At 57.2% G+C, this 26,466-nt stretch carries 18 protein-coding genes and 6 pseudogenes; 15 read left to right on the forward strand and 9 right to left on the reverse strand.

The window, feature by feature from the left end; genetic code table 11:
• The first annotated feature begins 52 nt into the window (after nucleotides 1-52).
• The 4 genes and pseudogenes from PSQ19_RS05730 (at nucleotide 53) to rsmA (ending at nucleotide 5,135) form a co-directional block, all read left to right on the forward strand.
• Nucleotides 53-2,248 (forward strand): LPS-assembly protein LptD, encoded by a 2,196-nt coding sequence (locus tag PSQ19_RS05730; RefSeq protein ID WP_282219975.1) that lies wholly within the window; start codon nucleotides 53-55, stop codon nucleotides 2,246-2,248.
• A gap of 303 nt (nucleotides 2,249-2,551) precedes the next feature.
• A pseudogene (locus tag PSQ19_RS05735) lies at nucleotides 2,552-3,229 on the forward strand (peptidylprolyl isomerase); the annotation flags it as partial.
• A 57-nt stretch (nucleotides 3,230-3,286) separates the two neighbouring features.
• Nucleotides 3,287-4,288: a 4-hydroxythreonine-4-phosphate dehydrogenase PdxA gene (gene pdxA, locus PSQ19_RS05740; protein ID WP_282219976.1), complete on the forward strand. Its 1,002-nt coding sequence runs from the start codon at nucleotides 3,287-3,289 to the stop codon at nucleotides 4,286-4,288.
• Nucleotides 4,288-5,135: pseudogene (gene rsmA / locus PSQ19_RS05745) on the forward strand (16S rRNA (adenine(1518)-N(6)/adenine(1519)-N(6))-dimethyltransferase RsmA). The gene pdxA and the pseudogene rsmA overlap by 1 nt, the downstream one beginning before the upstream one ends.
• Before the next feature lie 8 nt (nucleotides 5,136-5,143).
• Here the strand turns inward: rsmA and gmk are convergent.
• The 6 genes from gmk to fabD form a co-directional block, all read right to left on the reverse strand.
• The gene (gene gmk / locus PSQ19_RS05750) at nucleotides 5,144-5,782 is read right to left on the reverse strand and encodes a guanylate kinase (RefSeq protein ID WP_282219977.1); all 639 of its coding nucleotides are present in this window, start codon (nucleotides 5,780-5,782) and stop codon (nucleotides 5,144-5,146) included.
• 110 nt (nucleotides 5,783-5,892) lie between these two features.
• Nucleotides 5,893-6,990 carry an endolytic transglycosylase MltG gene (gene mltG, locus PSQ19_RS05755; RefSeq protein ID WP_282219978.1) on the reverse strand — a complete coding sequence of 366 codons (1,098 nt, stop codon included), beginning with the start codon at nucleotides 6,988-6,990 and terminating at the stop codon, nucleotides 5,893-5,895.
• A 172-nt stretch (nucleotides 6,991-7,162) separates the two neighbouring features.
• The gene (gene fabF, locus PSQ19_RS05760) at nucleotides 7,163-8,425 is read right to left on the reverse strand and encodes a beta-ketoacyl-ACP synthase II (protein WP_282220624.1); all 1,263 of its coding nucleotides are present in this window, start codon (nucleotides 8,423-8,425) and stop codon (nucleotides 7,163-7,165) included.
• Nucleotides 8,426-8,467: 42 nt separating this feature from the next.
• Nucleotides 8,468-8,704 carry an acyl carrier protein gene (locus PSQ19_RS05765; RefSeq protein WP_035100440.1) on the reverse strand — a complete coding sequence of 79 codons (237 nt, stop codon included), beginning with the start codon at nucleotides 8,702-8,704 and terminating at the stop codon, nucleotides 8,468-8,470.
• Between the two features lie 216 nt (nucleotides 8,705-8,920).
• On the reverse strand, nucleotides 8,921-9,658 hold the full coding sequence (gene fabG / locus PSQ19_RS05770) for a 3-oxoacyl-[acyl-carrier-protein] reductase (RefSeq protein ID WP_282219979.1): 738 nt from the start codon (nucleotides 9,656-9,658) through the stop codon (nucleotides 8,921-8,923).
• 43 nt (nucleotides 9,659-9,701) lie between these two features.
• The gene (gene fabD, locus PSQ19_RS05775; RefSeq protein WP_282219980.1) at nucleotides 9,702-10,652 is read right to left on the reverse strand and encodes an ACP S-malonyltransferase; all 951 of its coding nucleotides are present in this window, start codon (nucleotides 10,650-10,652) and stop codon (nucleotides 9,702-9,704) included.
• Between the two features lie 348 nt (nucleotides 10,653-11,000).
• Between fabD and rpsF the strand changes: the two are divergent.
• The 9 genes and pseudogenes from rpsF to PSQ19_RS05825 all read left to right on the forward strand — a co-directional run.
• Nucleotides 11,001-11,369 (forward strand): annotated as a pseudogene (gene rpsF, locus PSQ19_RS05780) (30S ribosomal protein S6); the annotation flags it as partial.
• 25 nt (nucleotides 11,370-11,394) lie between these two features.
• A complete protein-coding gene (rpsR, locus tag PSQ19_RS05785; protein WP_407648133.1) occupies nucleotides 11,395-11,649 on the forward strand; it encodes a 30S ribosomal protein S18 in 255 nt (84 codons plus the stop codon).
• 97 nt (nucleotides 11,650-11,746) lie between these two features.
• Nucleotides 11,747-12,319, forward strand: a complete 573-nt coding sequence (rplI, locus tag PSQ19_RS05790; protein ID WP_328517741.1) for a 50S ribosomal protein L9 — start codon at nucleotides 11,747-11,749, stop codon at nucleotides 12,317-12,319.
• A 275-nt stretch (nucleotides 12,320-12,594) separates the two neighbouring features.
• Nucleotides 12,595-14,081, forward strand: a pseudogene (locus tag PSQ19_RS05795) (replicative DNA helicase).
• A 2-nt stretch (nucleotides 14,082-14,083) separates the two neighbouring features.
• Nucleotides 14,084-15,200, forward strand: a pseudogene (alr, locus tag PSQ19_RS05805) (alanine racemase).
• 78 nt (nucleotides 15,201-15,278) lie between these two features.
• A pseudogene (gene radA / locus PSQ19_RS05810) lies at nucleotides 15,279-16,671 on the forward strand (DNA repair protein RadA).
• 138 nt (nucleotides 16,672-16,809) lie between these two features.
• Nucleotides 16,810-17,436: a CvpA family protein gene (locus tag PSQ19_RS05815; RefSeq protein WP_282219983.1), complete on the forward strand. Its 627-nt coding sequence runs from the start codon at nucleotides 16,810-16,812 to the stop codon at nucleotides 17,434-17,436.
• A 96-nt stretch (nucleotides 17,437-17,532) separates the two neighbouring features.
• On the forward strand, nucleotides 17,533-19,035 hold the full coding sequence (gene purF / locus PSQ19_RS05820) for an amidophosphoribosyltransferase (RefSeq protein WP_282219984.1): 1,503 nt from the start codon (nucleotides 17,533-17,535) through the stop codon (nucleotides 19,033-19,035).
• Nucleotides 19,035-19,784, forward strand: a complete 750-nt coding sequence (locus PSQ19_RS05825; RefSeq protein WP_282219985.1) for an SDR family NAD(P)-dependent oxidoreductase — start codon at nucleotides 19,035-19,037, stop codon at nucleotides 19,782-19,784. The genes purF and PSQ19_RS05825 overlap by 1 nt, the downstream gene beginning before the upstream one ends.
• A 64-nt stretch (nucleotides 19,785-19,848) precedes the next feature.
• On the opposite strand, the gene PSQ19_RS05830 is transcribed toward PSQ19_RS05825, so the two are convergent.
• The 3 genes from PSQ19_RS05830 to PSQ19_RS05840 form a co-directional block, all read right to left on the reverse strand.
• Complete coding sequence (locus tag PSQ19_RS05830) at nucleotides 19,849-21,111, reverse strand: hemolysin family protein (protein WP_282220625.1); 1,263 nt, start codon at nucleotides 21,109-21,111, stop codon at nucleotides 19,849-19,851.
• 142 nt (nucleotides 21,112-21,253) lie between these two features.
• Nucleotides 21,254-22,705 (reverse strand): ribosome biogenesis GTPase Der, encoded by a 1,452-nt coding sequence (gene der / locus PSQ19_RS05835; RefSeq protein ID WP_282220626.1) that lies wholly within the window; start codon nucleotides 22,703-22,705, stop codon nucleotides 21,254-21,256.
• 37 nt (nucleotides 22,706-22,742) lie between these two features.
• A complete protein-coding gene (locus tag PSQ19_RS05840) occupies nucleotides 22,743-23,510 on the reverse strand; it encodes a tetratricopeptide repeat protein (RefSeq protein ID WP_282219986.1) in 768 nt (255 codons plus the stop codon).
• A gap of 375 nt (nucleotides 23,511-23,885) precedes the next feature.
• On the opposite strand from PSQ19_RS05840, the gene PSQ19_RS05845 reads away from it, so the two are divergent.
• Nucleotides 23,886-24,935, forward strand: a complete 1,050-nt coding sequence (locus tag PSQ19_RS05845; RefSeq protein WP_282219987.1) for a cysteine synthase A — start codon at nucleotides 23,886-23,888, stop codon at nucleotides 24,933-24,935.
• A 70-nt stretch (nucleotides 24,936-25,005) separates the two neighbouring features.
• A complete protein-coding gene (cls, locus tag PSQ19_RS05850; RefSeq protein WP_282219988.1) occupies nucleotides 25,006-26,457 on the forward strand; it encodes a cardiolipin synthase in 1,452 nt (483 codons plus the stop codon).
• Nucleotides 26,458-26,466: the final 9 nt, after the last annotated feature.

A 26,466-nucleotide genomic window follows, 5' to 3' on the forward strand; every position in this document is an offset into this window, starting at 1 on the left:
GGTTGCGCTCGTTTCGACCTGGGTATCCGGTACCGCACTCGGGCAGAGCCTGATGCCGCTCGACCTATTCAACGCCCCGATCAGTGCCGACGCGCCCGCCTCGGTAGATGCGCAATCCCTGACCTTTGACGCCAATACCAGTGTCATAACGGCCCTGGGCGACGTTGTGTTCCTCTATGACGGATATACGATCAAGGGCCAGCGCCTGGTATTCAATCGCCGTAGTAACGACGTTAAGTTCGTTGGTGCGGTTACGATTATTGATCCATCCGGAAATATCCTGGAAACCGAAAATTTCAGCATGACCGGCGGTATGAAAAAGGCGCTGATCTCCAGCTTCACCATCACCGCCTACGATGGCTCGCGCATAACCGCCGACAGTGCCGACTATGACACAACGCTTCAAACCATGCTGATCAACGCCCAATATGCGCCGTGCGGTGCCTGCGTGGATGACAAGGGACGCCGCATCGGTTGGTCGGTATCAGCATCCACCTTCACCACGAACGAAGTGGATGGGTCGATTTATATGGATCAGCCCCATCTCGAAATATTGGGCATACCCATCGCCTGGTTACCATTTCTGTGGTTGCCCGACACCAGCGACACTATTCTCGATGACTTTGACACGCCCTCAATAGACTATAGTGAAGATATTGGGGCCAAGGTCACCGTACCGTATCGCGCCTATAGCAGCCGCTACACGGACATCATTCTGACGCCCAGCCTTGTCAGCCAGCAGGGTCTGCTGTTCGGCGCAGAATGGCGACAGCGATTTGACAATGGTGCGATCCGGATCAAAGGTTCGGGAATTTATCAGTTCGGACGCAGCAGATTTACCGGTCGGGTCGGTGATCTCGATTGGCGCGGTGCCATCCAGACATCGGGCGAGTTCCGGCCAGTCGAGGACTGGACCGTGGGGTGGTCTTATACCGCATTTACGGACGCTGCATATTTTAGCGACTATCTTCTCTCAACCGACAAGTCGAGCATCAACGAGGTCTATGCACAGAACCTGACGCAGGACACGTTTATCGACGTCAGGCTGCAGCAGTTCAACAAGTTGGGCGAGGTCACTGACGCAAGTCAGCAGCAGCAAGGCAAAAACCTGCCGGTGGTGCGGTTCGACAATGTCACAATGTTGGCCAAGGGCATGGGTCAACTCGAATTGTCCGGCCGCCTCCTCGGCGTTCAGCGCGACAGCGAAACGTCGACCCACACGGTCAATGGTGTGCCCTACAAATTCGGGTATGCCGGCAACAAGCTTCACGTCGCATTGCAGGCAGGTTGGCAAAACCAGTTTATCGGCGCAGGCGGTTTTGTTGCCACCCCTTATCTTGGCGGTCGCCTGGATGTTGCCCAGTATGATGGCGCCGGCACTTTCCCGGGAGGCGCAACCTCGCTGTTCAGTGCCACCCCGATTGCCGCAATGGACGTTCGCTTTCCCATGGCCGCTAACGATGGATCGGTGACCCAATTAATCGAACCGATCGCACAATTGGTCTATCGCGGCAGCAACACCACGGCGGTCGGCATCACCAATGACAACGCGCAGAGCTTTGTCTTCGACGACACCAACCTGTTCAGTTACAACCGGTTTTCCGGCTCGGACAGACAAGAAACCGGCCTGAGGGCAAATATCGGCGGGCGCTACCAGGCCAATTTTATCGACGGCAGCTATCTCGAACTGATCGCTGGACAATCCTTCCAACTGGCCGGCAGCAACGCCTTTGCGATGCCGGATCAGGCTCAGACCGGCATCGGGTCCGGCCTGGACGTCTCATCATCTTATGCCGTCATCGGTGCCTACGGCGCGATGAACCGCAACCTCAAGGGTGGCGGCAAACTACAGATTAACACCGCCACCGGCGGCGTCTCCCGCGCTGGACTTGGTGTCAGCTACGCCAATGCCGGCTATGCAGCGACGCTGGATTACGACTATGTTGCCGCCAATAGCGCCACGGGCGTGCTCGCCGATCAACACGAAGTCGGCGCCGAACTCAGTGTTCCCATAGCCGACTATTGGTCAGTCAGCGGCAACACATATTGGGACTTGCGCGCCAACACCTGGTTGCAGGTAGGGGGCGCGTTGCAGTATGACGATGGCTATCTGTTGCTTCGAGCCACGGCAAGCCGGACTGGTTCAACCAATGTGAGCCCCAACGAAACCCGGATTACCGGTTCGATTAAGCTCAAGGCCCCCGCTGGTTTCAATCTGGGTTACAGTTCGAATCTACCCGGATTTTAGCCGCAATTTTTGCCTAGCACACTGCGCAACGGACCAACGGGTCCAATGCCAATAACTGACGGATGAGGATGATGGCGATTGCTCTAATGAGACACAGCGCTAGCGCAGTTCTAATCGGGATCATGCTGTGCGTGGCGACGGCTTTGCCAAGCCAGGCGGCCGCAGTCAAGGTTTCGGTAAACGGCCAGCCAATTACCGACGTGCAGATTTCGCAGCGCGTCAAGCTTTTCGCGCTGGAAGGCAATAAATCAGGTCGAAACGGCGCGACCAAACAATTGATCGACGAAGCACTGCAGGCTCCAGGAAGCCAAGCGCCTCGGGATCACCGTTTCGAACGCCCAGGTCGACAGTGCCTATCAGCAGGTGGCCCGCAACATCAAGATCAGCAAGGACAAACTGACCCAAATGCTGCAAGGACAGGGCGTCAGCATCGAATCGCTGCAAGATCGCCTGCGTGCCGCTATTGCCTGGAACGGTGTTACCGAAGCCGCCATTATGCCACAGGTTCAGGTTTCCGAGCTTGAGCTTGATAAGCAGGCGGCCGAAAAGATGAATTCCTACAATGGCTTCGACTATATCTTGAAGGAAGTGATTTTCGTGGCGCCCGGTGGGCGCGGCGCCAGCGGACGCACATCACAGGCCAACCGCTATCGCCAGCAGTTCAAAGGTTGTGACAGCGCCGTTGACCTGTCGCTCAACTATACAGATGCCGCCGTCATCGACCTGGGTCGTCGCAATGCGACCCAACTGCCAGAAGCCGTTGCCAAGGAATTGGCGGGCCTCAACGTTGGCGGTATCACCCGACCGCGTGTCGTCAACACCGGCGTTTCGATGCTGGCAGTGTGCGAAAAGGCAGTGGCCGAAGATTTGACCTTTATCAAGAGTGACCTACGCGCGAATGCCGGCAATGCCGCTCTTGAAACCAAAGCTACCAATTATCTCGAAGATCTGCGCTCTCGCGCCAAGATCATTTACAATTGATCGCACGGCGCCCGGCACGCCGGGCGCATTCAATAATTCTGCGTATTTGGGGCCAGAATGGACAAGCCGCTTGCAATAAGCATGGGGGAGCCGGCCGGTATTGGGCCTGACCTCATTCTTCAACTTTATGAAAACCGCGCCAAGAACGAATTGCCGCCATTTTGCCTGTTCGGGAATGCTGAATTTCTACAAGCACGCGCCAAACGACTGGGCTTGGGTCTCAACATTGCCAGCACAAGCGTTGCCGAGGCGGGAAAAACCTTCGCCGACGCGCTGCCGGTTGTGTCAATTGCCGGACTGATTTCAGATAGTCCAGGCAAAGCCAGCGCCCTTACGGGCAAAGTGGTCATCGGCGCCATCGAGCAAGCGGTCGCTGCCGTCCAGACGGGAACCTGTCGAGCGTTGGTCACCGCACCAATTCACAAGGCTGCCCTCTACCACGCCGGTTTCAAGCATCCCGGTCATACCGAATTTCTTGCCTATCTCTGCGCCAAGGGCAGCAAGGAGCGCCGACCGGTCATGATGCTCGCGCATAACGACCTGCGCGTTATCCCTGTGACCATCCACACCCCGATCAAAGATGTGCCTTCGCAACTGACACGGGCCAGCATCGTCGAAACGGTTACCGCTGCCCATTATGATCTTCGACTGCGCTTTGGCATCGGCCAACCGCGTATCGCCGTCGCTGGCCTTAATCCGCATGCCGGCGAAAGTGGTAATATCGGCTCGGAAGAAACCGACATCATCGGCCCAGCCATCGACCAACTGCGCTATGCCGGAATCAATGTCGAAGGCCCCTTTCCCGCCGACACACTTTTTTATCCCCGCCACTGGCGCCGATATGATGTGATCATTGCAATGTACCATGATCAGGCGCTCATCCCGATCAAGACGGTCGCCTTCGAGGAGGCAGTCAACGTTACCCTGGGGTTGCCAATTGTTCGCACTTCGCCCGATCACGGTACCGCCTTTGAACTCGCCGGTACCGGACGCGGCTCTACCAGGAGCCTGCTCGCAGCTATTCGCATGGCCGATGAGTTGACCCGTGGTCGCGACTAATGAGCCAGATTGACGCGCTCCCGCCATTGCGCGAAGTCATTGCCGAACATGGCCTGCGCGCCAAAAAGGAGCTCGGCCAGAACTTCCTTCTCGATCTCAACCTGACCGCGCGTATTGCCCGCGTTGGGGGGCCACTTGATGGAGTCCGTGTGCTTGAGGTCGGTCCGGGCCCTGGTGGCTTGACCCGGGCCCTGCTTGCCGAAGGTGCCGCCGAAGTCATCGCCATCGAACGCGACCCTCGCACCCTGCCCGCTCTGGCACAAATCGCCGACGCGTACCCGGGCCGTTTGACAATTGTTTCAGGTGACGCCCTGGAGATCGATTATCCCACGCTCGCCAGAAATCCGACAAGAATTATCGCCAATCTGCCGTACAACATCGCGACGCCATTGCTGACAGGATGGCTCACTACCGCACCTTGGCCGCCCTTTTTGAAAGCCTTACACTAATGTTTCAGCGCGAAGTGGCGGAACGTATCTGCGCACGTCCCGGCGACGAGGCCTATGGTCGATTGGCCGTGCTGGCGGGGTGGCGCTGCGAGGCGCGCATTGCGTTTAACGTCAGTCGCGAAGCCTTCACACCGCAGCCAAATGTCACCTCGGCGGTCGTCCACCTCAAACCCCGCCGCGTCGATGCAACTGTCGCTGTCCGCGATCTCGAAAATGTCACCAAGGCCGCATTCGGTCAGCGCAGAAAAATGGTGCGCCAGAGTTTGAAGTCACTGGGGGTGGCAGTTCCGGCTTTGCTCGAAACCGCGAGTCTTGAGGGAAACGAACGCGCCGAGGAATTGCCGATTGAGGCCTTTCTGGCGATGGCACGTGCCTTGCCATCCTTGCGACCGGCCTGACCCTAGACCTATAACCGATCGATCTGGTCCTGCAGGTCATCGACAAAGCTATCGAGTTCAGTCCACCGCAAACGCGCCAACCGTGCAGCGGCCAGAATCGTGCGCACCTTTTGTGACGACGCTTCCAGATCGTCATTGACGATAACGTAATCGTACTCATTGTAATGCTGCATTTCGAGCTTGGCATTGCGCAGGCGCTTTTCAATGGTGCCAACGCTGTCCTGGGCCCGCCGCTCAAGCCTGGCGCGCAACTCCTCGATCGTCGGCGGCAGGATGAATACCGTCACCATATCGGCGCGACTTTTCTCATACAGTTGCAGTGTGCCCTGATAATCGATGTCGAATAGAATATCGTTGCCGGCCAGCAGCTGTTCTTCGACCTTGGCGCGGGGCGTGCCGTAATAGTTGTCGTGCACTTTTGCCCATTCGAGCAACTCATCGTCCGCCTTCATTCGCTCGAAGGTCGGCACGTCAATGAAATAATAGTGGGTGCCATCCACCTCATCGTTTCGCCGCGCCCGCGTGGTGACTGAAACTGACAGGCGGATATTGGGGTCCTGTGCGAACAGCGACCGCGATATCGAGGATTTCCCCGCACCCGAAGGCGACGCTATGACCAGCATGACGCCGCGACGCGCAAAATCCATTCCGATACCCTGCCCTGCTCGATCTGACGACTCGTGAACGCTAGTTGATCGATCCATGTTCCGAGGTCAAGACCGCTGCCCCAATTCCGCCAGATTATTGGGGCGCCGCCTCACCAGCCTGATCGGCTTCTATCGCATCCTTGGCAGCGTCGGCATCCGCTTCCGCGTTCTTTGCCGCCTCGCGCTCGATGGCCCGCAATTTGGCGACATTCTCCCGATGCTCCTTGTAGGCTCGACGCAAAGACATGTCCGTCCGCTGGATCGGCAGTCGCCGCCACAAAATACAGGTAATCATGGCTGTCAGGATGCGCCACCGCCTTGATGGCATCGATACCCGGATTAGCAATCGGGGTCGGCGGCAGCCCGTCAATCTGATAGGTATTAAACGGCGTTTGCTGCTCAATTTCTGACCGCCGGAGGCCACGCCCCAACTTCGACTGGCCCTTGGTGATGCCATAAATGATGGTAGGATCGGACTGTAGTCGCATGCTCTGCTTCAAGCGATTGATAAAGACAGCGGCCACTTCTGGTCGTTCTGTCGCAACCCCCGTTTCCTTTTCGACGATCGAGGCCAGAATTACCATTTCTTCAGGCGTCTTTATCGGCAGGTCCGGCGCACGCGTTGCCCACACTTCGTCGACCGCGTCCGTCATTGCCTTCTGCATCGTACTCAAGACATCGTTGCGGTCATCGCCCGGCACATAATCATAGGATCCCGGCAACACCGAGCCTTCTGCGGGCAGCGTAGATATCTCTCCCTTGAGATTTGCATCAGCGTTCAACCGCTGCACGACCTCCCAGCCTGTCCACCCCTCAGGGATGGTTACGGCATAGCGGATAGGATCGCCCTCCGTCAGTTCCCGCAATATGTCTGCCATGCTGGCACCAGCGGGAATCTTGAAATCCCCCTTCTTGATCGGCTTTTTGATGTCAAGAACACGGCCGCCGATCTGGAAAATCATGTTGTTGCTGATCAACCCTGCCGACTCGAGGCGCTGGCCGGTCAGGCCCATGCCATTACCCGATTCAACTCTGAATACCGTTTCGCCCGAACTGGGACCGTCGCCATAAAACTGGGACGCCCCGTATAACACGACCCCGCAGGCAACGAGCATGCCGAGAACAAACAGCGACAACAGGCCGTTCAGAATATCGATGAAACCGTTGCGGCGGCGAGGCTTTGCGCGACGTGACTTGCGATCATTCATGTTGCTCAATATCCCAGCTGGACCGTCGCGACGCCCGGCGCCCTCGGATCAATAAATTCGACTGCCGCCTGGCTCACCGATGCGACGGCATAATCTCGGCGCCGTCCGAACTTGACAAGAGCGGCATCGGACAGAGCGGCCAATATGAACTGAATTTGACCCGCCCGCGCGCCTATTGGACCTGGCGCATCACCAAAGTAGCGTTGGTGCCGCCAAATCCGAAGGAATTTGACAATGCGACATTAATTTCCCTCTCAAGCGCCACCTTGGGCACCAGATTGATTTCAGTTTCCATCGACGGATTGTCAAGATTAAGGGTCGGTGGCGCAATATTGTCGCGAATTGCCAACAACGAGAAGATCGCTTCAACCGACCCCGCGGCGCCTAACAAGTGCCCAACGGCAGATTTGGTCGAGGACATGGCAACGGTCGTTGCCGCATCACCCAGCATTCGGGTCACGGCACCAAGCTCGATCTCATCGCCCAATGGCGTGGATGTGCCATGTGCATTGATATAGTCAATCTCGGCCGGGGTGATACCAGCGCGTTTTATCGCCGCTTGCATACAGCGATAGCCACCATCGCCGTCTTCAGAAGGGGCCGTAATATGATGCGCATCCCCCGAGAGGCCGTACCCAATGATCTCACCATAGATTTTGGCGCCACGCGCCTTGGCGCGCTCGTAATCTTCGAGCACCACAATGCCTGCACCCTCGCCCATGACGAACCCGTCACGAGCCTTGTCGTATGGTCGCGAGGCGATCTCGGGCGTGTCGTTAAAGCCGGTCGACAACGCGCGGCAAGCAGAAAAACCCGCCATTGCGAGTCGGTTGACACAACTTTCGGTACCCCCGGCAACCATCACATCAGCGTCGCCCAGCGCAATCAACCGCGACGCATCGCCGATGGCATGCGCGCCGGTCGAACAAGCGGTAACCACCGAATGATTGGGACCCTTGAGGCCAAAACGAATGGATACGTAGCCCGATGCAAGATTGATCAGCCGACCAGGAATAAAGAACGGACTGATCCGACGCGGGCCTTTTTCATGCAATGCAACAGATGCATCATAAATGCCGCCGACACCGCCAATGCCCGAACCGATCAATACACCGGTGCGCTCCTGCTCGTCCTGAGTTTTTGGCTCAACCCCGGCGTCGGCAATCGCCTGCGTTGCAGCCGCCATGGCAAAGACAATGAATGGATCAACTTTGCGCTGATCCTTCACGTCCATCCAGTCGTCGGGGTTATATTTCCCCTCGGCATAATCCCCGAGAGGAATGCGCGCCGCAATCTGGCAGGCAATATCATCAACGCGGAAATCCTCGATGCGCTTGGCACCATTTTTTCCCGCCAGAATATTGGACCAAGTCGCCTCAATACCGCAGCCCAATGGACTGACAATACCCATTCCCGTCACGACAACGCGGCGCAATTCCATGATTTATCCTACCAGACTAGCAATAAACGGCAGGAATCAGCCAACCGCCTTGGTCAGAAAGGACACTGCGTCCCCAAAAGTCTGGATAGATTCGGCTGCATCGTCTGGAATTTCGACTGAAAATTCTTCTTCGAAAGCCATCACCAACTCAACCTGATCAAGCGAATCGGCGCCCAGATCATCAATAAAGCTGGCCTTTTCGACCACTTTCTCGGCATCCACATTGAGGTGTTCCACAACGATTTTGCGGACCCGATCAGCGACATCGCTCATGTTTGACTTCCCTTTTGAAATCGACGTATCGTTCGCTTCTTATTGGCGCATCGCCAAGTATTCAAGCACGGTGTTGGCTTGCACACACCAACTGTAAGCGGGCGGCGCGGCACTCGCAAGATAGCTTGCCATGTTCAACAGCGGCGCCGATTAGCATACTTCTTTTGCCTTTGCCATAAGGCAGACCCCAGCTTTTTCCGCCTTTGTGCCGAACTGTCATATCATTGCCATGCCACCATTGACGTTTAGCGTGTGTCCTGTGATGTAACCCGCTGTGTCGCTTGCCAGAAAAACGGCGCAACCCGCAATTTCCTGCGCAGTGCCCAGCCGCCCCGATGGAATCGTTGAAAGTATCGAGTCGCGCTGCTTTTCATTGAGGTCGTCGGTCATGGCCGAGGCGATAAAGCCCGGCGCGATTGAATTGACCGTTATCCCGCGCGACGCCACTTCGTGCGCCAGCGCCTTGTTCATCCCGATCAGACCGGCCTTGGAGGCGGCATAATTGCCCTGCCCTGGATTCCCCATCACGCCGACCACCGAGGAAATGCCAATAATCCGGCCAAAACGCTGCTTCATCATACCCCGCAACACAGCGCGCGTGAGATGAAAGGCCGCCGTCAGATTGACCGCAAGCACCTCATCCCATTCCTCATTTTTCATCCGCATGAACAGATTGTCGCGCGTCATGCCCGCATTGTTGATCAGGATATCAAGCCCGCCAAGCGCCGCTTCTGCGCTGGGCACCAGCTTGTCCACCTCATCCAGCTTCGACAGGTTGCAGGGCAAAACCGCAACATTGCCGCCGATCTCGCTGGCAACGTCCTCAAGTGCACCAACCCGAGTGCCGCTCAACGCGACGGTGGCACCCGCCGCCGCCAGCCCCTTGGCAATCTCGCGGCCGATGCCGCCACTAGCACCCGTTACCAGCGCGCGTTTCCCAGACAAATCAAACATCTATGCATTTCCAGTCAGAATCGAATTCAAATGGACAATGGGTTCAAGCCTGCAGTTCCGCGACCAACGCGTCAATATCGGTCGCGGTGCCTACCGCACTGGCGACCAGATTGGAATCAATTCGTTTGGCCAGCCCGGTCAAGACCTTTCCGGTACCCAGCTCCAGAAGATGCGAGACCCCGCCGGGGCCGGCAAGCCACGAAATACTTTCCGTCCAACGCACAACGCCCGTTACCTGCTCAATCAAGCGTTGGCGAATGTCTGTTGGCGTATCAATTGGGGTCGCAAGCACATTGGCGACAAGCGGCACCACCGGCGCACTCATCGTGACCTCGGCCAGCGCTGCCCCCATGGCGTCGGCTGCTGGTTGCATCAGCGAGCAGTGAAACGGCGCGCTGACCGGCAACAGCAGCGCGCGTTTGGCACCATTGGCCTTGGCAATATCCAGTGCCCGTTCGACCGCACTAGTGGCACCCGAAATCACGACCTGGCCCGGCGCATTGTCATTGGCCACGTCACAAACCTCGCCTTGACTGGCTTCTGCCGCAACTTCCCGCGCTGTTGGCAGGTCCAGCCCAAGCAAGACCGCCATCGCCCCTTGACCAACCGGAACGGCCTTTTGCATTGCAAGCCCACGAGTCCGGAGCAAACGCGCCGTGTCCGCGAGACTGAATGTACCGGCCGCACATAGCGCTGAATATTCGCCCAACGAATGCCCGGCAACATAGGCGGCGCTATCAGCCAGTCTGACGCCTTTGCTCTCCAGCACACGCACGACCGCCATGCTGACCGCCATTAGGGCTGGTTGGGCATTTTCGGTCAGGCGCAGCTTATCCTCAGGACCGTCGAACATGGTCGCGGAGAGAGTCTCGCCCAATGCCGCATCCACCTCGTCGAATACCGCCTTGGCCTCGGGGTAAATTGTTGCTAATTCCTTGCCCATCCCGACTACCTGGCTACCTTGCCCGGGAAAAGTGAATGCGTGTTTGCTCATGTTGCCTCCGTTAAACATCAGATTGGCCCGACGCCTCGCCAATGTCCAGTTGCGCGGCGTTTGGCCAAACCGGCGACTGCTGTCAAGGGAGACAAGGACACGCGATGCCGAAATGCCAGCGCCTGCTACTGGCTATTTCCCTTGCGTTTTCTCGTCTGCTCGCTTAATGGAACGCCAACATTCGTTTGGCCGGGGGCTGAACGGAGGGTTTGCGCATGCAAATAGGGTGAAATATCCCGGCCTCCCGTGTTCCCGCTCTTTGCAAGACTGCTTTGATGCCTTTCCGGTTTCAAAGAGGCTCCGCGCCTGACAGATGTTGAGTGAAACCCACTTAGAAAGGCGCTGTTTATGGCCCTCTATGAGCATATCTTTTTAGCCCGCCAGGACGTTTCCGCCCAGCAGGTTGAAGAATTGACGACTGCATTGACCGAAATTCTGACTGCCAATGGCGGTAAGGTCACCAAGAACGAATATTGGGGCCTGAAAGGCCTCTCTTACCGCATTCGCAAGAATCGCAAGGCGCACTACTCGCTGATGAATATTGACGCACCGGCCACCGCCGTTGCCGAAATGGAACGCCAGATGCGCATCAACGAAGACATCCTGCGCTTCATGACTGTTCGCATGGACGAACTTGAAGAAGGCCCCTCGGCAATGATGCAGAAGCGTGACCGTGACGACCGCCCCGATCGCGGCGGCGACCGTCGTCCGCGCCGCTTCTAGGAACTAAGGAACAAAAGCTATGGCAATTCGTGATCTAACAACCGCCCAAGCCCGCCGTCCCTTCCAGCGTCGGCGCAAGACCTGCCCGTTTTCGGGCGAAGGTGCACCCAAGATCGACTACAAGGACGTGCGCCTGCTTTCGCGCTATGTGTCCGAGCGCGGCAAGATCGTACCAAGCCGCATTACCGCTGTTTCGGCAAAGAAGCAGCGTGAACTGGCCCGCGCCATCAAGCGCGCGCGATTCATCGGCATCATGCCCTACGCGGTCAAGTAAGACCCCGCGCCCAGGCGGCGTACTATCGTTGGGGTCGCGAATGGTTTGCGGCTCCTAACCGTCCAGCAAGGGCGGGACAGCTCAAAGGATATATTCTATGAAAGTGATCATGCTCGAGCGCATCGCGCGCACCGGCAACATTGGCGACGAAGTTGACGTCAAAGACGGCTTCGCCCGCAACTTCCTGTTGCCACAAGGCAAGGCACTACGCGCCACCACCGCCAACCGTGAAAAATTCAAGGTCGAGCGCGTCAATATCGAAAAGCGCAACGACGAACGTCGTGAAGCTGCTGCCGGTATTGCCGAAGGACTTAATGGCAAGACCATCATCATCATCCGTCAGGCCGGTGAAACCGGTCAGCTTTATGGCTCCGTCGCATCACGCGACATCGTCGAAGCTCTGGCCGCAGACGGCTTCACCGTTCAGCGCACCCAAGTCGATCTGGTTGACCCGATCAAGTCGGTTGGCATGCACACAGTGTCACTGAACCTGCATGCCGAAGTTGCTGTGTCGATCAATGTGAACGTCGCTCGTTCCACCGACGAAGCCGCGCGTCAGGACCAGGGCGAAGATCTCACCGTCACGGTCTACGAAGACGACGTTGATGGCGATTTTGCTGCCGGTCAGAAAGATGCCCAGCAAGACGACCGCTTCGACGACGAAGCCTAGTCAGCACGGACTGAACAATATTTTGGGTCGGGCATTGCCCGACCCTATTTTTTTGGCCATTTGCTGAGCCGATCCGACCTGATGGTTGCGATGCGCGGTCCGACTCGGGCACAATGCCTGCTTGTACAATTGCAATGGCCAGCTGCCGTTTTCCCCGCTCATCACAGTGTTAACCTGCGGTTATCAACAATGGGAAACAAAGCGGACATGCGCGCGTTTCGTGAATCGACAGGCCTCCGACGCGTGGTTAAGAAGCAATAACTTTTGAGGCAGCAATGGCAGAGATCGCGCGGCTACCAACGGCCGAGGACAAGGCTTTTCGTCTGGCCCCCCACAATGTGGAAGCCGAACAAGCGCTGCTGGGTGCCATTCTCGTCAACAATGAAGCCTTTTATCGCGTCTCGGATTTTCTCGAGCCCGACCATTTTTATGAGCCGATCCATCGCGAAGTTTATGAGGTAATCGGCAAATTTGTCCGCGCCGGCAAATCCGCCGATCCCATAACCATCAAGACGCACCTTCCCGAAGCGCTATTGGCCGACATGACCATGGCCCAATATCTCGCGCGACTGGCTGCCGAAGCGACCACAGTACTCAACGCAGCAGATTACGGTCGCAGCGTTCATGATCTGGCGATCCGCCGCAGCCTGATTCTCATTGGCGAGGAAATGGTCTCGACCGCCTATGAGTCAGAAGTTGAAACCACCCCCGACAAGCAGATTGAAGAGGTGGAGGGAGCTCTGTTCCAACTCGCCGAAAAAGGTCGATATGACGGGGGGTTCCAAGGGTTCAACGCCGCCCTGAAAGACGCGATTCGCATGGCAGGCGATGCCTATAGTCGCGACGGGAGCCTATCTGGCACTGCCACGGGTCTGTCCGATCTTGATCGGCTGATGGGCGGCCTGCAGCGTTCTGATCTGGTTATCCTGGCAGCACGTCCCGCCATGGGCAAAACCTCTCTCGCCACCAACATTGCATTTCACGTCGCCAAGGAATGGCAGGCGGACGTCACCCCGGACGGTCGTAGCAAAACCGTCAATGGAGGTATTGTAGGCTTTTTCAGCCTGGAAATGAGCGCCGAACAATTGGCCACGCGTATCCTTGCCGAACAGGCCGAAATATCCTCCTCCGACATTCGCCGCGGCAATATTCACGAAAGCCAGTTCTCCAAACTCGTCGATGTATCCGCCCAGATGGCTCAGGTACCACTATACATTGACGATACCGGCGGCATCAGCGTCGCCCAACTTGCAGCGCGCGCGCGCCGCCTCAAGCGCCAAAAGGGTCTCGACCTGTTGATTGTCGACTATTTGCAGTTGCTCTCAGGCTCCAGCAAGGCCGCCAACCAGAACCGAGTGCAGGAGCCTGACGGAGATTACGACCACGCTCAAGGCGTTGGCCAAGGAGCCTTGAAGTGCCTATTATCGCTCTGTCCCAGCTATCGCGTCAGGTCGAAAATCGTGATGACAAGCACCCACAATTGGCGGACTTGCGCGAATCGGGCTCTATCGAGCAAGACGCCGACGTCGTGCTTTTCGTTTACCGCGAAGAGTACTATCTAAAGAACAAGGAGCCCAAGGAGGGCTCACCAGACCATTTGGCTTGGCAAGGGGAAATGGAAAAAGTTTACGGCAAGGCCGAAGTCATCATCGGCAAGCAGCGACATGGCCCCACTGGCACGGTACAACTCTCCTTTGAGGCGCAATATACGCGCTTTGGCAATCTGGCGCGCGCCGACTATCTGCCCGAGCGCATGGAATAGGCATGGCATTGCAATCCGGCCTCGGCGGTCACCTCACCATTGATCTTGGCGCTTTGGTGCGCAATTGGCGCGCTCTGGACAAGGTGAGCGCCGGTGCCTTGACCGGTGCTGTCATCAAGGCGGACGGCTATGGCGTTGGTATCGTGCCCGTGGCCAAATCGCTTTACGCCGCTGGTGCGCGATTTTTTCACCGCCACCGTTGATGAGGCGGTTACAGTCCGCGCTGCGCTGCAGGATGCGCATATTTTCGTAATGAACGGATTGTATCCCGGCGCCGCCAATCTCTATGTCCGCCAAAATCTGATGCCGGTAATCTCCTCAATGGCGATGCTTGAGGAGTGGCTGGCCAAATGCATCGAGCGCAATGAGGCCTACCCCGCCGCCCTCCATTTTGACACGGGCATGAACCGGCTAGGCTTCCGGCTCAATGAAGCATCCATTGTACAGGAGCAAACCGAGAAGCTTGGCTTCGCGCCTCAGATGATCATGAGTCATCTAGCCTGCGCCGATATGCCAAATCATGAGAAAAACCGCACGCAGCTCGCCCTGTTCCAGTCGGTCATCTCTCGTTTTCCCGGCATCCCCGCATCACTGGCCAATTCCGCCGGGGTCATGGCGGGGCGAGACTATCATTTTCAGATGGTGCGCCCCGGCGTAGCAATGTTCGGCGGCCGCGCCGTGATCGGGCGCACAAATCCAATGGCCGCTGTCGTCACCCTTCACGCGCCTATCCTGCAGATCAAGGCCGCGCGCACCGGTGAAACTGTCGGCTACGGCGCGGGTATCACATTGGCGCGCGAGACCAGACTGGCCATTGTTGGAATTGGCTACGCCGACGGCTTCTTCCGCGCCCTCTCCAGTTCAACCGGCCGCATGGGTGGCGCGGTTGCTGTACGCGGGCACATTTGTCCGGTCGTCGGTCGTGTGTCGATGGACCTTATCGCCGTTGATATCACCGAACTTGGCGACGACCTGCCAATTCCGGGCGAAGGCGTTGAAATTTTGGGGCCGAACATCGGCATCGACGATGTAGCCGATGCCGCCGGCACAATTGGCTATGAGGTGCTCACAGCACTCAAGGGACGCTATACCCGCAGCTATGTCGGCGAAACCGAATAATAACGTTCGCTATTTGTTCTTGCATAGTCGTGCTTTTCGCTCTATTGAAAACTCGGCATCAAATTGGGACTATTTGTATTGGCCAGAACAAAATCCAGTTTCCTCTGTCAGGCATGCGGCGCCGTCTATAGCCGCTGGCACGGTCGATGCGAAGCCTGCGGTGACTGGAATACGCTGGTTGAAGAACTCGCCGACAGCGGCGTTGGAGCCGGTCCCAAGGCCGCAAAGGCGGGCAGTCGCCCGGCCCAACTGGTGCCGCTATCCGGCGAAACCGAAAGCGCGGCACGAGTTGTAACAGGCATTGCCGAACTGGATCGTGTCACGGGTGGTGGCTTCGTCATGGGCTCGGCACTTCTCGTCGGCGGTGATCCCGGCATCGGCAAATCGACCCTCCTGCTTCAGGCAGCGGCTGCACTGGCAAATACAGGCAAGCGCGTCATCTATGTATCGGGCGAGGAAGCCGTGGCGCAGGTGCGCCTGAGGGCCCAGCGCCTTGGTCTGGGCGATGCAGACGTCATGTTGGCGGCCGAAACCAATGTTGAAATTATCCTCGCCACGCTCGAAGACGGCCCGGCGCCAGATCTTGTGATCATCGACTCCATTCAGACCCTGTGGACAGATCGCGTTGACAGCGCGCCCGGCACCGTTACCCAGGTTCGAACTTCAGGCTCAGGCCTTAACCCGCTTTGCCAAGAAAAGCGGCGCCGCTGTCGTATTGGTCGGTCACGTCACCAAAGACGGGCAGATCGCAGGTCCACGCGTTGTCGAGCATATGGTCGACGCGGTTCTCTATTTCGAAGGCGACACCAGTCACACCTTCCGCATCTTGCGCGGCGTCAAGAACCGCTATGGCGCGACCGACGAAATCGGCGTGTTTGAAATGACCATGCTGGGGCTGGCGCAAGTCGCCAACCCGTCGGCGCTGTTTCTCGATCAACGCGACGAGGGCGCAGCTGGCTCTGCCGTGTTCGCGGGCATGGAAGGCACACGTCCGCTACTAGTGGAAATTCAGGCGCTCGTCGCCCCCTCTCCGCTGGGCACGCCGCGACGAGCAGTCGTAGGTTGGGATTCTGCACGCTTGTCGATGGTGGTTGCGGTGCTGGAAACCCGCTGTGGTGTACGGATAGGCGCCAATGACATCTACCTCAATGTCGCGGGCGGCCTGAAGATCGGTGAGCCGGCAGCAGATCTCGCCGTGGCGGCCGCCTTGATTTCTTCGCTGACCGGATCACCCCTGCCCGCCGATGCAGTATATTTTGGCGAGATTTCCCTGGCAGGCGGCATACGTCCGGTTGTGCACGGTTCGTTGCGCCTGCGCGAAGCCGAAAAACTCGGTTTCGGATCGGTTTCAACCGGAAAGCTGAGTTCAACGGATCGCAATGGCGGCCTGCAAATCGCTGAATATACCGCTCTTGCCGATCTCGTTGCCGGAATCGCGGCCAAGGGGCGACCTGCAGAAGCTGCCGAATAAAAAATAGTTGCACCAATGTCATGCTTTCTGGGAACATCACCTGTCAGTGGCGTTCCCTCCCTTGGCAGAGGCGGACAAAGCGGCTAAACGATGCCCGAGATAGGCTCAGGGCAAACGCTGGGACGGGGCGAATACGATATGTTGACTGCATTTGACGTTGGAGTCGGGTTGCTCCTCCTGATCTCGGCCATTCTGGCGACCGCGCGCGGCTTGACCCGCGAAGTGCTCTCGTTGGCGACTTGGGCCGGATCTGCCGCAATCGCTGTGTACATGCTGCTTTATCACCCCGAGATCGCGCAGAATTACATTGCCGATGAGACGGTGGCCAAGGTCGCTACGGTGGTAGTTACGTTCATCGTGTCGCTGATTGTTCTGCATCTGCTCACCATGCGTATCGCCGATTTCGTGGTCGACAGTAAGATCGGGCCGATTGATCGCACTCTTGGCTTCATATTCGGCCTGCTCCGCGGCTTGCTCATCGCTATCGTTGTGGTGATCTTTGGCAATTGGCTTCTCGCCGGAAAATTGCCACCGGGCATTGCGGGTTCCCAGTCACTGCCCCATCTCACTCAGATGGGCGATACGCTGCGTACAATGTTGCCAACTCAGCTTCAAACCCAGTTGGACAATTTGCTCAAGGGCAATATTTCTCGCACGGAAGATGGTTCGCCCTCCCCCGATGCGACAAGTGCCCCCTTGCCTGAAGAGGGCACTGACCAGACCGAAGACAGTAGTCCGTTTACCGATGCTGCCGTGCAGGGATAACATGTTTGGCGGGCTGCCTGTCCGCCGCCCGATCCATCTTTTGGCGTCGGCGACCAAATGTCCAAAAACCAGTTCTGCGACAGTAGCAGGCATGGAATGGAGAGCCCGTTGAACCATCCGAGCGACGATTCGTTCGATCTTTATGGCGACACCCTGCGCGAAGAGTGTGGGGTGTTCGGCATTTTAGGCCATCCTGACGCGCCCACGCTGACCGCGCTTGGGCTGCATGCGCTGCAACATCGCGGCCAAGAGGCGGCTGGCATCGTGACGTTCGATGGTCGCCAGTTCCATTCGGAGCGGCAACTGGGCTTGGTCGGTGATCATTTTACCGATCCAGCCACGCTCAAACGCATTCCCGGTTCGATGGCCATGGGACACGTGCGCTATTCAACCACTGGCGAGACCATACTCCGAAACGTGCAGCCGCTGTTTGCCGAACTTGAAGTGGGTGGCATTGCCATAGCCCACAACGGCAATCTGACCAACGGATTGACCCTGCGACGCAAATTGATTGCCCAGGGCGCCATTTGCCAGTCAACATCCGACACCGAAGTCGTGCTCCATCTGATTGCCCGCTCGCAACGAACATCGTCAAGCGACCGCTTTGTTGACGCCATCGGCGCCGTGGAAGGCGCTTATGCCATGGTGGCGATGACCCGGACCAAGTTGATCGGCGCCCGCGATCCCAATGGCATTCGGCCCCTGGTTTTGGGCGACCTCGATGGCAAACCTATTTTCGCCTCGGAAACCTGCGCTCTCGATATCATCGGCGCCAAATTCGTTCGTGACGTCGAAAATGGCGAAGTTGTGGTCTGCGAGATTCAACCTGACGGTCAAATCACCATCGAGTCGCTGCGCCCATTCAAGCCGCGCCGCGAGCGCATGTGTCTTTTTGAGTATGTCTATTTCGCCCGGCCCGACTCTATCGTAGCGGGTCGCAGCGTCTACAAGGCGCGCAAGCATATGGGCATCAATCTGGCCAGGGAAGCGCCGGTCGACGCCGACGTCGTCGTGCCGGTACCCGATGGCGGCACACCTGCGGCCATTGGTTATGCCCAGGCAAGCGGCATCCCATTTGAATTGGGCATAATCCGAAACCATTATGTCGGTCGCACTTTTATCGAGCCCAGTCAGTCGATCCGTGCCTTTGGCGTAAAGCTCAAGCACTCTGCCAACCGCGCCGAAATTGTAGGAAAGCGTGTCGTTTTGGTCGATGATTCAATCGTGCGCGGCACGACGTCGCTCAAGATTGTGCAAATGATCCGTGACGCAGGTGCCAGTGAAGTGCATATCCGCGTTGCCAGCCCGATGATTTTTCATTCCGACTATTACGGCATCGACACGCCGGACCCCGAAAAGCTCCTAGCCAATCAGCACGCCGATTTGAATTCAATGTGCAAATTTATTGGCGCTGATTCGTTGCAATTCCTGTCAATTGACGGCCTCTATGAGGCCGTTGGTGGCGAAAAACGCGATCCCAAGGCCCCCCAGTTTACTGACCACTATTTTACGGGCGACTATCCGACACAGTTGACTGACCTCAATGGGCGCACCAAGAACGATCCCAAACAGTTTTCCATGCTGCAAGAGGCCGGTTGATGCCGAAAACCAAAGGGCCACAGGCCAAGGAACTCACCGGAAAAGTCGTTTTGGTGACAGGTGCATCGCGCGGCATTGGCTATGCTGCTGCGCGCGAAGCGGCGCGCCGAGGCGCTCATGTGGTGGCCGTCGCGCGTACCGTCGGCGGACTTGAAGAACTCGACGACGAAATCCAGGACATGGGATCGTCAGCGACACTTGTTCCACTGGACCTCAAGGACGGCGAGGCAATAGACCGACTTGGTGCCGCGATATTTGAACGGTGGGGTGCGCTGGACGGACTTATTGCCAATGCCGCCCTGTTGGGCACGCTGTCGCCCCTGCCCCATATCGCGCCCGAAGAATTTGATAAGGTCATGGCCATCAATGTAACAGCCAATTTCCGCCTCTTGCGGTCAATGGACCTGTTGTTGCGCCAATCGGATGCCGGTCGTGCCGTATTTGTCTCTTCGTCGGCCGCCCGCTCCGCCAAGCCATACTGGGGTTTATACGCAGCCAGCAAGGCTGCCGTCGACGCCATGGTCAAGGCCTATGCCGGCGAGATGGTTCAAACCTCGGTACGCACCAATGTGTTCTATCCTGGTGCGGTTCGAACGGCGATGCGCGCCAAGGCCATGCCCGGCGAAGATCCCGATACGCTCCCGCGTCCAATTGAAATCGCGCCAAAACTGGTTGATTTGATCGCGCCCGGTATTGGCGAAAACGGCCGGGTGTTCAACATGGGCACCAACAGCTTCGAAGACCTCTAGCAACGGCACCAGATCGAGCGCTGAGTGTCCAGCTGCGTCTAAATTCGCCACTACTGATGTGTTGCTAACCCAGCTTGCTCATCAAAACCTTGTCGATACGGCGGCCATCAAGGTCGATCACCTCAATGCGCCATCCATCGCTTGAAAAACTCTCACCCACATTGGGTAGGCGGTTAATTGCGGACAAGACATAGCCCGCCACGGTCTCGTATTTAGCATCGCGCGGAATTGGGATGCCGAGCTTGTCGCTGAACTCATCTACGGGCATCCAGCCAGCAACCAGATAGGAACCGTCGTCGCGCCGCACCAACGCCGGATCGTCGCCCGTTTCCTCCTGAAATACCCCGGTGATGACCTCAAGAATATCTCCCGAGGTCACGATCCCTTCAAAATGCCCGTACTCATCAACCACAAGTGCCATATGCACTGTCGAGTTGCGGATGGCGCGTACGACGTCTAGCGCGTCGGCGTGATCCATCACAACCGGGACCGGACGCACATATTTTCGCGTATCGAACGGCTGCCCGTTGGCAAAAACGCTGAGCAGATCAGTAATGGCCACCACCCCAATGATCGAATCCGCATCGCCGTCCTGAACCAGCAATCGTGATCGATGCGAGGACAGGATGGTTTTGCGGATTTCGTCCGGCTCGTCCGACAGATCAATCAACTCGACATCGAGCCGAGGCGTCATCAGGCCTCGCGCTGACCGATCCGCCAGACGCATGACACCCGAAATCATTGAATGTTCATCGCTTTCAATGACGCCCGCCGTAGTCGCCTCAGCGATGATGGTCTTGACCTCTTCTTCGGTCACCGTCTCCTCGCCCTCCCCGTGTTGACGCAGCAACCGCAACACCGCAGTGCCCGAAATATCGAGAATGAAAACGATCGGCCCACCGATCTTGGCCAACATTTCCATGGCAGGCGCCACACGCGCCGCCACTCGCTCCGGATCCCGCAGCGCGATTTGTTTGGGCACTAACTCCCCAATGATCAGGGAAATGTAGGTTATGCTGACCACAACGATGCCAACGCCGAGCACATCGGACAGGTTGGCGGGAACGCCCAGCGTGAGAAGCCAGCGACTAAGACGCAATCCTAGCGTCGCGCCGGAAAACGCCCCAGACAGCACCCCCACCAGGGTAATACCGATTTGTACCGACGACAGAAACCGGCCCGGATTATCCGCCAACCGAAGCGCCACATCGGCGCCTTGGTTGCCCTGATCCGATAACACCCTCAGGCGCGCCGACCGGGCGGACACAACCGCCAGCTCGGACATTGACAACAAACCGTTCGTGATGGTGAGGACGACAACGATCAGAATTTCGGCGAACAAGGCAACTACTTGGTTGGCGGACCCGCACTCAGCATCGGGTCGCTTTTGGCGCGCTACTTATATCGAAAAATTTGTCGAATGCACCATGGCTTGAAGTGAATTCGGTGCGGCTAGACAAACCTGGTATCTAGCCAAGGCGTCGTTTGCTGACATCATCATAGGGATTGGTGCTGCCTGCCCGAACCCAAAGCCGGATCGGCGTACCCTGTATATCAAACGCCTCGCGCAACCCATTGCTGAGATAACGCAAATATGAGGTCGGCAACGCATCAGGACGCGAAGCAAACAGAATGAAACTTGGCGGGCGCGTCTTGGCTTGCGTCATGTAGCGAATTTTTAGCCGCCGTCCAGACACCGCTGGCGGTGGGTGCCCTTCGATCATGCCCTGTAGCCAGCGATTGAGCCGCGCCGTCGAAACATGGGAATTCCAACTCTTCTCAATCTTGAAAATTGCCGCCATCAGTTTATCGATATTACGCCCTTGCAGTCCCGACAACGTCACCATCGGAATACCGCGCAACTGCGGCAGCAAGCGCTCGCTGGCTTCGCGCAGCGCCGCAAGCGTAGCGTTCTTGTCCTCAATCAAATCCCACTTGTTGATCGCTATGACCATGGCCCGACCTTCGCGCTCGACAAGATCCGCCAGCTGCAGGTCCTGCTTTTCGAACGGCATGGTGGCGTCAATCATCAACACAACGACTTCTGCGTACTGAATGGAGCGCAAACTATCGCCAACCGCCAGTTTTTCGAGCTTTTGAGTAACCCGAGACCGCCGCCGAATACCGGCGGTATCCACGAGGTTTATGACGCGGCCCTCCCATTCCCACGGCACCAGGATGCTGTCGCGCGTAATCCCGGCCTCGGGCCCGACGAGCACCCGATCCTCGCCCACCAACCGATTGACTAGCGTCGATTTGCCAGCGTTGGGGCGACCAACGATAGCCACGTTCAGGTAGCGTTTGGGGTTCCAGCGAAGCGTTGCTTCGTCACCCTCTCCCTCGAGCATATCCTCGGTGATATCAACCTCGACCGCAGGCAATTCATCAAGATTGTTGTTGTGCTCGGCAATTTGGGACGCGGCGGCCACATCGATAGCCCTGGAAACGATCGAATAGAGTTCAGACAGACCGAGTCCATGTTCCGCCGAAAGTGGAATCGGTTCGCCAAAGCCCAGCTTAAAGCCCTCAACCAACCCCGCTTCTGCGGCAGCACTTTCGGCCTTGTTGCCAACCAGGTGCACGCTTTTACCGGCTTTTCGCAATACCTGCGCAAATCGCTGGTCTAGTGGCACGACGCCGGCGCGCGCGTCGATCATGAACAAGATGACGTCCGCCTCGCGGATCGCCAGTTCGGTTTGTTGACGCATGCGATCTTCTAGGCTGCCATCCTTGACGTCCTCGTAACCGGCTGTGTCCAGCACGCGAAAAGTCAGGTCAGCAATGTGGCCTTCAGCTTCACGGCGATCGCGCGTTACGCCGGGCGTATCGTCAACCAGCGCTATCTTGCGTCCCACGAGACGGTTGAAAAGCGTGGATTTGCCAACGTTCGGTCGGCCAACGATGGCGACAGTAACTGTCATGGTCTTGATGTCCAATCGGGCGGCAGGTTGGCCGAGATCATTCAGTCGGCGCTGGCTCGGCAGGCACCTGAGGCGAGACATCGTTGACACTGCTATCGGGCTGGACGTCAGTGGCATCAGCGGCATTCTCAGTCGGCGCATCAGGCGCAATTGCTCCCTCTGAAAGCAATTGGGCGATATAGTAGCTCATGCGATTACGCACGCTGCTTTGACTGCGCGGATCATCAATGACGGACTGAAAGCTGTCACGCGCTGCGGCAAAGTCACCTGCCTTGTACTGCGCCAGACCGAGTGCTTCGCGTGCGGCATTCCGCATAGGCCCACTCTCGGCCGCGAGTGTCGATACGCGCGCCTCCACATCTGCAAGCGAGCCCTGATCAACAAGAAGATTGGCAGCCAACACCAAAGCCAATTCCCGCATTCTGGGACTGGTTTCATTGTTCGCCAGTGCATCATAGGCTGCAATTGCCTCAGTGCTCTTGCCATTCTTGGCCAGCAAACCAGCATCGCGGAAGCGCGCCAAAGTGGGGTATCCGCCCGAACCATTGGCAACCAGATCGTCTAGAATAGACTCGGCCTTGGCGGAGTCCCCGCCGTCGGCGGCGTCAAATGCAGCGTAAAGCTTGTCCGAAGATTGCGCCGCATTGGAGGACTGATACCAGTTCCAGCCCTCATTGACCGCGACTAGCACGACAACCCCAATGGCCGCCCCGATGACCAAGGGCGCAAAGCGTTTCCATAACGCACGCATGCGGTCGGAACGCAACTCTTCATCGACTTCGCGGAAAATATTTTCCTGGGACATGGAACGCCTTGACTGTGTAACCTGTAATTGGCGCGCACCATAATGTCGCAAACACACGAAAGCAATTGGAGCCTAAGGCAAACTTGGGGCAGCGCTCATTTGCCCGCCAATGGATTATCCGCAACTAGCGTCGGGCATTTTGCCCGCTGAGCGATTTGGTACGCGGCACTTGGACACAATAGCCGCCGCGTCGACGATGCCGATTGGTCGAACCCTGACTACACTGGAATGAGCTTGCCCTTTTTCAGTACGCGCGACACGCTGGTTCCGCATTTTGCCCGCATGAGAAAAAGCCGTTCCAGCGCAGCGGTTTGAGCTTGTTCCGTCCCACGCCAACACCTACCTTTTAGCCAACTCTTCAAGCTATGGCCAATAATGACAAACCACCCCGACATGATATCTGCGATTGGCAACACACCGCTGATCCGCCTGAACCAAGCCTCAAAGATCACCGGCTGCGACATTTGGGGCAAGGCCGAATTTCTCAATCCGGGCCAGTCAGTAAAAGATCGCGCCGCGCTATATATCGTCCGTGATGCGATAGCGTCAGGCGCTTTGAAACCGGGCGGCACCATTGTTGAGGGCACGGCGGGGAACACCGGCATCGGCCTGACCTTGGTCGCAAATGCGTTGGGGTTCAAATCAGTCATCGTCATCCCCAACACCCAGAGCCAGGAAAAAAAGGACGCCCTGCGGCTCTTCGGCGCGGAATTGATAGAAGTGCCGGCCAAGCCATATCGAAATCCCAACAATTACATCAAGGTGTCGGCGCGTCTGGCGGACAAGCTCAATCGCGATCGACCAAACGGTGCGATATGGGCCAACCAGTTTGACAACACCGCCAATCGCCGTGCACACGCCGAAACTACCGGCCCCGAAATTTGGCAACAGACCAGCGGCACGATAGATGGCTTCATTTGTTCAGTAGGGTCCGGCGGCACGCTTGCGGGCGTCGCCCAGTCCCTCAGGTCCAATAACCCGGCAATAAAAATCGGCTTGGCAGACCCTGAAGGGGCCGCGCTCTATAGCTACTACACAACTGGTGAGTTGAAATCTTCTGGCGGCAGTATCAGCGAAGGCATAGGCCAGGGCCGGATCACCGCAAACCTTGAAGGACTGAAAGTCGACTACCCCTACCAGATTTCCGATACCGAAGCCTTGCCCTATATTTTCGACTTGCTCGAGCACGAAGGTCTGTGTGTTGGCGGCTCAAGCGCCATCAATATCGCCGGCGCGATCCGAATGGCCAAGGATTTGGGTCCCGGCAAGACCATTGTGACGATCCTGTGCGATTACGGCAATCGCTACCAGTCAAAACTGTTCAATCCCGAATTTCTGCGGGCCAGGGACCTGCCAGTGCCGGAATGGTTGGAACAATCCTCAGCCATTGACATCGCCGGCCTTTTTGAACCAGACGCCACCTGATCCATCGGAGTTGTAAGCCAATCCATTCCTGTTAAGTTGGTTAGGAGTTTAACGGGTTGATGGAAAAGCAGTGTTCGGTATCGATGACGTGTTGCGCGCCTTCGCCGCAGACTACTATCTGATCGCCCTGGTACTCGCCGCATTCTATCTGCTGGCGATAGTATGCGCCCTCCGCGAGATCATGATTTCGCGTACCTCCCAGGGCTCGATAGCGTGGTTGATATCGCTGGCCCTCCTGCCCTTCCCAACCGTCTTTCTCTATTTGATTTTCGGCTGGAAGCTGTTTGACGATTACGCCACTGACCGTTTGAAAAATGGCCGCGCCCAACGCCCGCTTCGTGCCAAGGATCTGGCATTGATCGATCATGAAATGGGCGCCCAATGGCCGGTACTGAGAAGTGTCTCCGAAGTACCGTTTCTTGCTGGCAATGCGGTGCAATTGCTGATCGATGGCAAGGCAACATTTGATTCCATCTTCGATGGGATCTCGTCTGCACAATCCTATTTGCTGGTACAGTTTTACATAGTCCGCGACGACCGACTTGGTCAGGAACTCGCCGAAAGACTTATCGAACGCGCCAACGCCGGCGTCAGAGTGTTCCTGCTATATGACGATGTCGGCAGCAATGGCATGCCTAAAACCTTTCGCCACCGTCTGCGCGAGGCCGGCGTTCGGGTTTCAGGCTTCAATCACCGACACAAATTTCTGCGTCTTTATGGACCGACGCGGATAAATTATCGCAACCACCGCAAGATCGTGGTCGCCGACGGCAAAACCGCATGGGTCGGTGGCCACAATGTGGGTGTCGAATATCTCGGCGAGGACCCCAAATTCGGACACTGGCGAGACACGCATGTTCGGGTTGAAGGGCCCGCCGCCCTGGCCTGCGCCCTATTGTTTCGCGAGGACTGGCACTGGGCCACCGGCGAACTGCTCCCCGCCAATCCCCTCGCAGATGTGCCCACGCCAGGAGACAATTCCGTCCTGGTCATGGGCACTGGCCCCGCCGACAAGCTCGAAGAATGCGCTATAGCGTTTACAGACGTCATCGCCCAGGCACGCGAACGATTGTGGATCGTCAGTCCCTATTTTGTCCCCGATACCGATGTGAGGACTGCCCTCTATGCCGCACAATTGCGCGGCGTAGATGTCCGCATCATGCTGCCTGAAAAGCCTGATCATCTGCTCGTCTATCTGGCCAGCATCGCCCACGCCGACGCCATGGTAAATCACGGGATCGCCATGTACCGCTATACAACCGGCTTCCTGCATCAAAAAGTGCTGCTCATGGACGACAAGATTGCCAGCGTCGGCAGCGTCAATTTCGACAATCGATCATTTGCCATCAATTTCGAGATAACCATGTGGTTCGTCGATCCAACAAGCATTTCCGAGATTGAATCCATGTTGCTACGCGACTTTGAGAATTGCCGAAGAGTCGGCCACGATGAGGTCAGAACCCGCCCTTGGACCGCACATTTTGCTGCCCAGGCGGCAAAATTGCTGTCGCCAGTGCTTTAGCCGACCGCA

This window comes from Devosia algicola, assembly GCF_028816455.1.
In the GTDB taxonomy this organism is placed as follows: domain Bacteria; phylum Pseudomonadota; class Alphaproteobacteria; order Rhizobiales; family Devosiaceae; genus Devosia; species Devosia algicola.

Excerpts from the sequence above, each read along its gene's own strand:
- rpsR (WP_407648133.1), top strand. The coding sequence starts at position 11,395 with ATGGCAATTCGTGATCTAACAACCGCCCAAGCCCGCCGTCCCTTCCAG.
- fabD (WP_282219980.1), bottom strand. The coding sequence starts at position 10,652 with ATGAGCAAACACGCATTCACTTTTCCCGGGCAAGGTAGCCAGGTAGTC.
- der (WP_282220626.1), bottom strand. The coding sequence starts at position 22,705 with ATGACAGTTACTGTCGCCATCGTTGGCCGACCGAACGTTGGCAAATCC.
- PSQ19_RS05765 (WP_035100440.1), bottom strand. The coding sequence starts at position 8,704 with ATGAGCGATGTCGCTGATCGGGTCCGCAAAATCGTTGTGGAACACCTC.
- pdxA (WP_282219976.1), top strand. The coding sequence starts at position 3,287 with ATGGACAAGCCGCTTGCAATAAGCATGGGGGAGCCGGCCGGTATTGGG.
- fabG (WP_282219979.1), bottom strand. The coding sequence starts at position 9,658 with ATGTTTGATTTGTCTGGGAAACGCGCGCTGGTAACGGGTGCTAGTGGC.
- PSQ19_RS05845 (WP_282219987.1), top strand. The coding sequence starts at position 23,886 with ATGACAAACCACCCCGACATGATATCTGCGATTGGCAACACACCGCTG.
- purF (WP_282219984.1), top strand. The coding sequence starts at position 17,533 with ATGGAGAGCCCGTTGAACCATCCGAGCGACGATTCGTTCGATCTTTAT.
- PSQ19_RS05840 (WP_282219986.1), bottom strand. The coding sequence starts at position 23,510 with ATGTCCCAGGAAAATATTTTCCGCGAAGTCGATGAAGAGTTGCGTTCC.
- gmk (WP_282219977.1), bottom strand. The coding sequence starts at position 5,782 with ATGGATTTTGCGCGTCGCGGCGTCATGCTGGTCATAGCGTCGCCTTCG.
- mltG (WP_282219978.1), bottom strand. The coding sequence starts at position 6,990 with ATGAATGATCGCAAGTCACGTCGCGCAAAGCCTCGCCGCCGCAACGGT.
- PSQ19_RS05815 (WP_282219983.1), top strand. The coding sequence starts at position 16,810 with ATGTTGACTGCATTTGACGTTGGAGTCGGGTTGCTCCTCCTGATCTCG.
- rplI (WP_328517741.1), top strand. The coding sequence starts at position 11,747 with ATGAAAGTGATCATGCTCGAGCGCATCGCGCGCACCGGCAACATTGGC.
- PSQ19_RS05730 (WP_282219975.1), top strand. The coding sequence starts at position 53 with ATGCCGCTCGACCTATTCAACGCCCCGATCAGTGCCGACGCGCCCGCC.
- PSQ19_RS05825 (WP_282219985.1), top strand. The coding sequence starts at position 19,035 with ATGCCGAAAACCAAAGGGCCACAGGCCAAGGAACTCACCGGAAAAGTC.